The following is a 9,034-nucleotide window of genomic DNA, read 5'->3' on the forward strand; positions in this document are numbered from 1 at the left end:
CCCGAAGATGTGCACGTTCGCCTGTCCGGTCACGTCGGCGACGGGGCGCGACGATGCGGTCCCGTGGAGCTTCCACCGGACCGTGAGCGACCTGGCGACGGGTCGGTTGCCGCTGGTCGCCGAGGCCGCCGATCGGCTCACGGCCTGCAGCGGTTGCCTGGCGTGCCAGGTGCCGTGCGTCTTCGACCAGGACGTGCCGGCGCAGGTGCGGGCGGGGCGGGCCGCGTTGGTCGACGCCGGTGTGGCGGACCCCGTCGTCGCAGCAGCGATCGCCCACGTCGCCGACGGGCGGAACCCCGCGGGGTCCCCGCTCCCGGTCGCTCCGCCGGGTGACGACGACCTGACCACCCTGATCGTCGCCGGCTGCCGTGACGACGGCGCATCCCTCGATGCCGTGGTCGCGGTGCTGCGCGCCGCGGGGGAGCGGGTCGCGGTCCACGTCCCCGAAGGCTGCTGCGGGGCGCTGCTCGACGACCTCGGCGCACGGGATGCGGCTGCATCCGCCCGGCGACGCCTCGCCGTCGAGGTCGCCGACCACACCGTGGACACGCTGGACGCCGCGGCCGATCCCGATGACGCGGTGACCATCGTCGCCACCGACCCGCACTGCCTCGGCTCTCTCCGCTCGGCGGGGCTGACCGTCACCGACGTCGCTTCCCACCTCGACGCGGCCGTCACCGACGGCCGGTTGCGCTTCACGGGCAGCTCCTGGGCGGCGACCTGGCACGACCCGTGCGTCCTGGCCCGCGGCGAGGGTGTCACGGCCGCCCCCCGCCGCGTCCTGACCGCTGCGGGCGCAGAGCTGATCGAGCCGGAGCACCACGGGGAGCGGACCGGGTGCAGCGGCGCTGGGCTCGGGATGGACCAGCTCGATCCGGCAGCTGCCGGCGCCACGGCGGCGCTCCGCGTCCGCGAGCTCGGCACGGGACCGGTGGTCACCGGGTGCGCCCGGGCCGCCGAGCGGCTGCGCGCCGCCGGTGCGGACGTCGCCGACCTCCCCTCCGTGCTCGTCACCCGCCTCGCCGGGTCACCCGAGCACCCGCCGGGAACCCCTGCAGCCGGCTCTGCCGGCACCTCGGAAGGGAGCTCCTCGTGAGCGCGCCGTACGGACCGCCCCTGCTCGTGTCGAACCCGAGCGCCGGCAACGACCGCGGCGCCGTCCTGCGCGCCGCGTCCGCCGAGCTCCACCGGCTCGGGCTCGACCACGACGTCGCCGAGACCACCGGGGCGGGGGATGCCACCCGCATCGCCCGGGAAGCGGTCGCCGCCGGGAGGCGCTTCGTGGTGGCCGTCGGGGGTGACGGGACGATCCACGAGGTGGTGAACGGGCTCGTCGATCCCGAGACGGGCCAGCCGCACGCGGAGGACACCGTGCTCGGCATCCTGCCGGGCGGCAGCGGAGGTGACCTCGCACGGACCTTCGGCTTCGACCGTCGGCCCGAACGGGCGGTGCGTCACCTCCTCGGCGACACCACCAACGCGTTCGATGTCGGCCGGGTCCGGCTCACGGGTCGTGACGGGCAGCCACGCACGGTGCTGTTCGCCAACATCGCCGAGGCCGGGTACGGCGGCACGGTCACCGCGCTCGCCGCACGGCTGCCACGCCGGTTCGGGCAGAGCCGCTACGCGGTCGCCACGATCGCGGCCGTCGCGCGGTTCCGGCTGGTCGAGACCACGATCGCGCTCGACAGCTCCGAACGCACCGAGGCCATCAGCAACGTCATCGTCGCCAACGGTCAGTTCTTCGGCGGAGGGATGAACGTGGCGCCGCGTGCCCTGCCGTGGGACGGGCGCTTCAACGTCCAGGCGTGGACCGGCACCCCGATGGACGTGATCCGCGCGGGCTCGGCGCTGCGCAAGGGCACGCACACCTCGCGCTCCGACGTGCGTGAGTGGAACAGCGCGACCGTCCGGGTCGACGGGCCCCCGTTGATCGTCGAAGCGGACGGCGAGGTGCTCGGGACCACGCCGGCCGTCTTCGACCTGCTCCCCGGGGTGCTGCGGATCAAGCTGTAGCGGTCAGCTGCCGGCGGGGAGGGGGACCACGCCGCGCTCGGTGCGGACCGCGGCGAGGTAGTGGGCGATCTCCGCCTCCCGCCGGTCGTCGCTCCAGCCGAGCTCGCCGGCGAGGAGGTCCGCGCACCACGCCACCGCCTCGGCCCCGCCTGCCTGCCGGTGACGGGTCGACACGCGCAGGCGTCGCTGGAGCAGATCGTCGAGCCGACCGACCAGTTCGTGGCGGACCGCCCACCGGGCCTCGCCACGCAGGTAGGGCAGCCCCGGGACGAGGGGGGCGAGCTCGCCGTGTGCCACGCAGGCGGCCAGGACGTCGGCAGCCCGGTCGCCGTGACGGTGGTGGAGGCCACCGAGCAGGCTCGGGTCGAGCCCAGCGGACGCTGCAGCCTCGGAGCCGCGCAGTCGCTCACGCCCCTCGGCGACGCTGCCGCGTGAGCCGAGCGCGGTACGGGTGGTCCGTGAGCGCCGCGGCCAACCCTCGGCGCGGGCGAGCCGGTCCACGACGTCCGCGGCCATACGACGGAACGTCGTCAGCTTCCCGCCCGTGATGCTGACGAGTCCGCTGGGGCCCTCGACGATGGTGTGTCGGCGGGACAGGTCCGAGGTCGTCGAACCGTCGCCCCCGGCCAGCAGCGGTCGCAACCCCGCCCAGGCCCCCACCGCGTCGCTGACCGTCAGGTCGGTCCCGAAGGCGGTGTTCGTGGCCTCCAGCACGTAGGCGGCGTCGGTCGGGAGCAGGCTCGGGTCGTCCAGACCGTGGTCGTGGAGGTCGTCGGTCGTGCCGACGTACACCTGCTCACCCCACGGGATGGCGAACAGGCGCCGCCCGTCACCGGCGGCCGAGGGCAGGACGATGGCCGCGTTGATGGGCAGCTCGCCGCGATCGAAGACCAGGTGGACGCCGCGCACGGGCAACACCGCCAGCTCGTCGCTGGTGGGATCGTCGAGCTGGCGCACGGCACCGGCCCACACCCCGCTGGCTGACACCGTCCACCGGGCGCTGATCGTCCGCGTCGCACCGGTCAGCACGTCGCGGAGCTCGGCGCCGACCACGCGACCGCTCACTCGGTGCAGGTCGACGACCTCGGTGTGGGTGGCCACGACGGCGCCCTCAGCGATCGCCGCCCGCGCCACCTCGAGGGTCAGGCGAGCGTCGTCGGTCCGACAGTCCCAGTACCGCACGCCGCCACGGCGCAAGCCCCGCGCCAGACCCGGGGCCGCCGCGAGCACCCCGGCCGCGTCGAGACGATCGTGGTGTGCGACCCCCCGGCCGGCTGCCAGAGCGTCGTAAACGGTCATACCGACGCGCAGCAGGGCGAGGTCGAGCGACGAGTCCGTGGGGATCACGAAGGGCAGCGGGAGCACCAGGTGCGGCGCCATCCGGCGCAGGCGGTCGCGCTCGCGCACACCCTCGGCGACCATGGCCACGTCGCCGGTCGCCAGGTAACGGGCACCGCCGTGGACCAGCCGCGACGACCGTGACGACGTCCCGGAGGCCAGGTCACCGCGCTCGACGAGGGCTACGGATGCGCCGCGCGACGCGGCATCGAGCGCGACGCCGACCCCGGTGATGCCCCCGCCGATGACCAGCACGTCGACGCGTTCGGGGAGGCGGTCGACCTGCTCGTCACGCCGAAGGACGGCACGGGGGGCGACGGGCACGGCGGACCTCGGTCGATGGACGCGGCGGGGAGCGCGAGCCTACGTAGGATGCGGTCACCCACCCTCACCGTCACGGGAGCCAGCGTTGCCGGACCCGACCGACGACCGTCTCGGCCGACTGCGCGCGGCGATGCGCACCCGTGGCGTCGACGCGCTGCTGGTCGGCCCGTCCGCGGACCTGCGCTACCTGGTCGGCTACCACGCGTTGCCGCTCGAGCGGTTGACGCTGCTGGTCGTCCCGGCTGACGGCCCGGCAGCTCTGGTCGTCCCCGAACTCGAGGAGCCGCGGGCCGTCGACAGCGGAGCGGCTGCACACGCGGACCTCGTCACGTGGTCCGAGACCGAGGACCCGATCGCGCGCGTCGTCGACCGGCTCCAGGTGGCCGGCATCGACCTGCGTGGCACCTTCGCGCTGCAGGACCGGCTGTGGACCTCGTTCACGCTCGCGCTCCAGGCCGCCATCGGCGGCGCCAGCTGGGTCCCGGGGTCGTCGGTGATGCGGGACCTGCGGCTCATCAAGACGCCGGCCGAGGTCGAGGCGCTCCGCGAGGTCGGCGCTGCCATCGATGCCGTCCACGCGGTGGTCCCGGACCTGCTCCGGGCTGGCCGGACCGAAGCCGAGGTCGGCCGCGATATCGCCGACCGGATCCTCGAGGACCACGACGAGGTCAACTTCGTCATCGTCGCCTCCGGTCCGAACGGCGCCTCGCCGCACCACGAGACGGGCGACCGGGTGCTCGAGGTCGGCGATGCGGTGGTGGTCGACATCGGCGGTACCCGCGCCGGCTACTGCTCGGACAGCACGCGCGACTACGCCATCGGCCACCTCCCCGACGGGTACGCCGAACTCCACGCCGTGCTCGAGCGTGCCCAGGACCTCGCCGTCGATGCGGTCCGCCCGGGTGCTCCCGCCGAAGCCATCGACGCCGCCGCGCGCGACCACATCACGGCCGCCGGCTACGGCGAGAGGTTCGTGCACCGCACCGGCCACGGGATCGGGGTCGAGGAGCACGAGGAGCCGTGGATCGTGGCGGGCAACGACGAACCGGTCGCGGCCGGTATGGCGTTCTCGATCGAGCCGGGCATCTACGTGCCCGGTCGCTACGGGTCGCGCATCGAGGACATCGTGGTGGTCACCGACACCGGCGTGGAACGCGTCAACCACCGACCTCGCGAGGTCGTGGTCGTCTGAGCTGAGTGCGTGTCGGTCCACGGGACCGACGAGGAGAGTCCGATGAGCGACACCGGAACCCGCCCCGACATCCAGGTCCAGCGGGCCCGCATCGAGGAGGTACGCCTCCTCGCGGAGGAGTACCGGGCCGAGCAGGTCGCCGCGGCGGCGGACGGCCGACCGAGCGACGTCCCGCTCCCGCAGGGAGGCATCTTCTGGCTGGCCCGGGACGGGGCGGCGGAGCTCCTCGGGTACGCCGCGGGGACGATGCGGCCGATCGGGTGCCAGATCGGGCCGGTCTTCACGCGGTCCGAGGCGCGGCGACGCGGGGTGGGCGAAGCGCTGCTCACGGCGATCCAGGCGTGGGCCGAAGCGACCCGCGTCCCCGTCGTCGAGATCTCGGTCGCGGCCGACAACACCGGGGGTCAAGCCTTCCTCGGATCCGTCGGCTACGTCCCCCGCCGGGTCCTGATGTCCCTGACGCCCGGCGAACCCGAGACCCACACCCCGAACCAGTGGTGAGCTCCACCGCGGGTGGACCACACCGGACCTCCGGTCGACCCCTCATCGATGGTGCGGTCCGGAGGGTGTTGATCGCGGGTGCGATCGTGTCGCTGCTCGGTGCCGTGGTCGTCGGGGCCCTCGGCACGCGCGGCGGCGGCTCGCTCGCGGCGGCGCTGCTCGGTGTGGCCCTGACCTGCGGCATCGCCGGTCTGGCGGCGCTCGTCGGCGCCGTACGCGCGGAGCTGCAGGGGCGACCGGACCCGCGGCGGCGCATCGTCGGCGGCCTGGGTCTGCTCCTGCTCGCTCCGGTGATGCTGATGCTCGCGGCCGGCGCGGCGGGTGCCGGGTGAGCGCCCCGAGCCCCACCCTCGGTCGTGCCGGTGGCGAGCACCGGGTGCTCGAACCTCCAGGTGCCGCACCCTTGACGGCCACCCGGCTCGATGCGCTCGCCGAACTGTGGGACGGTGAGCTCCGTCTCGATCTCGAAGCCCTCGTGCTCAACCCCGTCGATCACCGCGCCTGGATCGAACGCCTCGGGTCGGACCCCGTGCGGCTCGCCGGCGCGCTCGTCGAGTCGATCGCCGAGCGCGGCGGCTTCGGGGCCGAGGCATCGGGCGGCACCGTGATAGGGCGCATCGTCACCATCGGCGACGCCCACCCGCACGAGGTGGAGCTCGAGCAGCGTGTCGGCGTCGCGCTGCCCGCGACGGCGCTCCCGGTGTTCGCGGCTCCCGGTCCCACGTGGGACGGGGGACGGGTCGTCCCGCTCACCGGGCACGCGATCGTGCCGGCTCGCGCGGTGACCGTCCCCGTCGGCGACACCGAACCGACCCTCGCCGACCTGCTGACCCGGTACGCCGACCTCCCGGCCACGCTGCCCGGCGGCCAGCGCACCCTCGTCATCGGCTTCGACCGTCCCGGCGGAGCGCTCGCGGTCGCGATCGCGGCGAGAGAGGGTCGTCACGTGTCGGTCGTCGTCGGTGGGCTCGCCGAGGCTCGGCTGGCCCGAGCTCTCGGGGCCGACGCGACCGCCGTGCTGCCGCTCGCTGAGCCCGTCGAGGGCGCCGATCACCTGCGGGCGGAGGGTCGTGCGGACCTGGTGGTCCTGGCCGATCCCGCGGGCGCGGCCCTGGCCGCCCGTTCGGGTCCAGCGGTGCAGATCATCACCGAACCCGCTCACCGCGACCTGGCCGCTGCGGTCCTCGAACACGCCCAGGCGGCAGGGTGCGGCGTCGCCATCCACGCCGGTCGCGGGGTGGCCACCGATCGGGGGGACGCGCTGCACCGCCTCCTCGCGGGATGCGACCTCCTACGGCCCACCCTGCGGTGGCTCGCCGGGACGGGGCCACGGCCGACGGTCACGCTCGGGCTCGACGACGAGGAGCTGCCGTGACCTCGGACACCCGGCCGCACGCCACCGGTCACGCCCGCAGCGGCGCGTCCCGGGGCACCCTGATCGTCGCCGACCGCATCGTGACCCTCGGGCACGCGCGGATGGACGCGCACGCCGTGCTCGTCCGCGGCAGTCGCGTCGTCTGGGTCGGTGACGACCCGGACCAGGCACCGCCCCACCAGCACCGACACGTGCTCGACGGTGCCGCGGTCGGGCCGGCGTTCGTCGACGCGCACGTGCACCTGACACCCCTCGGGCTGGGCCAGGTGACCCTCGACCTCGGGGACGTGCGATCCGGCGCCGAGCTGCTGCGCACGGTCGAGACCTACGCGGCGCAACACACCGGGCGGGTGATCTGGGGCCACGGGTTCGACCCGTACGGCTTCGACGATGAGCTGCCGACACCCGAGCAGCTGAGCGAGGTCACGCCCGGGCGGGGCGTCTACCTGTCCCGGGTCGACGGTCACGCCAGCCTGATCGACCACGACACCCTGGCAGCCGCGCCGCTCGCGCGCGCCACCGGCGTCGAACGCGACGGGGACGGCCGCCCGACCGGGCTCCTCAAGCGCGAGGCGAACCACATCGTCCGGAGGTGGGCCATCGGTGCGATGGACCCCGATGAGCTCTCGGCCGCTCGCCGGGCGGCCACACGGTTCGCCGCCTCGGTCGGCGTCGCCTCCGTCCACGAGATGGCCGGTCCCGACCTCATGGGTCGCGCGGACCTCGACGCGTGGGTCTCGGGGGAGTGGCCCATCGAGATCATCCCGTACTGGGGTGCCCTCGACCTGTCGGTCCCGGTCGAGCTCGACCTGAGACAAGCCGGTGGGGACCTGTTCCTGGACGGATCGCTCGGCAGCCACACCGCGGCCCTCGGGGCGCCGTACGCCGACCGTCCCGACCACCGCGGTGAGCTCGAGATCTCCGACGAGAGCCTGACCGAGTGGTTCCTCGAGGCCACGGTGCTCGGCATCCAGGTGGGCGTGCACGCCATCGGTGACGAGGCGGTGCGGCAGGCGGTGCGGTGCTTGCGGGCAGCCGAGGCGGCGCTGCCCGACCACCTCGGCGACGCCGTCGCACGTCGCCGCCACCGGCTCGAACACGCCGAGGTGCTGCCGAGCGACCTGCTCGATGACATCAGCGAGCTCGGCCTGGTCGTGTCCGCGCAACCCGCCTTCGAGGCCCGCTGGGGGCGGTCCGGCGGGATGTACGAGACACGGCTCGGCCCGGAACGGGCCGCGGCCACGAACCCGTACCGGGCCCTCGCTGACCGCGGGATCGGCTTGGCGTTCGGCTCGGACGCGAACGTCGCACCCATGGACCCCTGGGCGACCGTCCACGCCGCCGAGCACCGACGCCACGCGACCCACGAGGTGAGCCGGCTCGAAGCCGTGTCGATGTCGACCCTCGGTGGCCGCTACGCCGCACGCCAGGACCGGTACGCCGGCGTGGTGCGCGCCGGGATGCGCGCCGATCTCGCGGCCTTCGAGGGCGATCCGTACGCCGTCGACGACCCGCGGGGTACCCGCTGCGTCCTCACCGTGGTCCACGGTCGGGTCGCGCACGGCGATGCGCCGCTGCCGGACGCACCGGGCAGGTGACACCGCGTGGGGCTGCCCGTCCACCGGCGGCTCGGCAAGTCCTCGTGCGGTCGGCGTGACGGCGGGGGGCATCCACGCCGCAGGGCTTGACGACCCGCACCTCCTCTTGGTTCGGTAGGGACATCGGCGTCACCGTCACGGCTCCGCGAGGAAGGGCGGCCGGGACTCCTGAAGGGACCGGGGGGGTACATCGCCCGGTGCTGCACAGGGGAACCCGAGGATCTCGCGCGGACGGTGCGGTGACGCGGTGGATGGCACGCTCAGTAGACAACGCGTCGGCCACGCCGTACCAGGCTGGCGCGGCCCCAACGGCGAGGTCATCCACCTGGTCTCACGGGGGGTCCGGCGACAGCCGGGCCCCCCGGAGCGCTGTACCGGCGCGATCGCCGCGCCAGCGGCTGTACGCGTGGACGCTGACGCCGCCGCGCGCGGTCACACGCGGTGTTGCGCGGCCCCGGAGCCTCTGGTACGAAGCGCGCCCGCTGGGCCGTCTGCCCGGCGCCCGACCTTCCGAGGAGCCGCCCGTGGCTGCGCGTGCCCGCAAGCGCCGCGAGGAACCGACCGCTGCCGAGCGCGGTGACGAGGATGCCCTCGATCCGGTCGAAGCCGCGGACGTCGACACCGTCGAGGACGACGAGCTCGCCGACGCTGGTCTCTCCGAGCTCGACGTCGACGAGGACGACGTCGAGG

At 74.5% G+C, this 9,034-nt stretch carries 8 protein-coding genes; 7 read left to right on the top strand and 1 reads right to left on the bottom strand.

What is annotated here, in order from left to right; translation table 11 throughout:
* Together WEB03_RS13570 and WEB03_RS13575 are read left to right on the top strand one after the other, a co-directional pair.
* The coding region (locus WEB03_RS13570; RefSeq protein ID WP_368071455.1) for a heterodisulfide reductase-related iron-sulfur binding cluster at positions 1–1,096 on the top strand (1,096 nt) is incomplete at its 5' end.
* Positions 1,093–2,016: a diacylglycerol kinase family protein gene (locus WEB03_RS13575; RefSeq protein ID WP_368071456.1), complete on the top strand. Its 924-nt coding sequence runs from the start codon at positions 1,093–1,095 to the stop codon at positions 2,014–2,016. The genes WEB03_RS13570 and WEB03_RS13575, both read left to right, overlap by 4 nt.
* A gap of 3 nt (positions 2,017–2,019) precedes the next feature.
* Here the strand turns inward: WEB03_RS13575 and WEB03_RS13580 are convergent, their stop codons facing one another.
* A complete protein-coding gene (locus WEB03_RS13580; RefSeq protein ID WP_368071457.1) occupies positions 2,020–3,678 on the bottom strand; it encodes a glycerol-3-phosphate dehydrogenase/oxidase in 1,659 nt (552 codons plus the stop codon).
* A gap of 85 nt (positions 3,679–3,763) precedes the next feature.
* Between WEB03_RS13580 and WEB03_RS13585 the strand changes: the two genes are divergently transcribed.
* From WEB03_RS13585 to WEB03_RS13605, 5 genes are all read left to right on the top strand, one after another.
* Positions 3,764–4,870 (top strand): M24 family metallopeptidase, encoded by a 1,107-nt coding sequence (locus tag WEB03_RS13585; protein ID WP_368071458.1) that lies wholly within the window; start codon positions 3,764–3,766, stop codon positions 4,868–4,870.
* Between the two features lie 42 nt (positions 4,871–4,912).
* On the top strand, positions 4,913–5,371 hold the full coding sequence (locus tag WEB03_RS13590; RefSeq protein ID WP_368071459.1) for a GNAT family N-acetyltransferase: 459 nt from the start codon (positions 4,913–4,915) through the stop codon (positions 5,369–5,371).
* 65 nt (positions 5,372–5,436) lie between these two features.
* A complete protein-coding gene (locus WEB03_RS13595) occupies positions 5,437–5,703 on the top strand; it encodes a hypothetical protein (protein WP_368071460.1) in 267 nt (88 codons plus the stop codon).
* Positions 5,700–6,746 (top strand): hypothetical protein, encoded by a 1,047-nt coding sequence (locus WEB03_RS13600; RefSeq protein WP_368071461.1) that lies wholly within the window; start codon positions 5,700–5,702, stop codon positions 6,744–6,746. The genes WEB03_RS13595 and WEB03_RS13600 overlap by 4 nt, the downstream gene beginning before the upstream one ends.
* Complete coding sequence (locus tag WEB03_RS13605) at positions 6,743–8,344, top strand: amidohydrolase (protein ID WP_368071462.1); 1,602 nt, start codon at positions 6,743–6,745, stop codon at positions 8,342–8,344. The genes WEB03_RS13600 and WEB03_RS13605 overlap by 4 nt, the downstream gene beginning before the upstream one ends.
* The last annotated feature ends 690 nt before the right edge of the window (positions 8,345–9,034 follow it).

Source organism: Nitriliruptor sp., from assembly GCF_040882075.1.
Classification (GTDB): Bacteria; Actinomycetota; Nitriliruptoria; order Nitriliruptorales; family Nitriliruptoraceae; genus Nitriliruptor.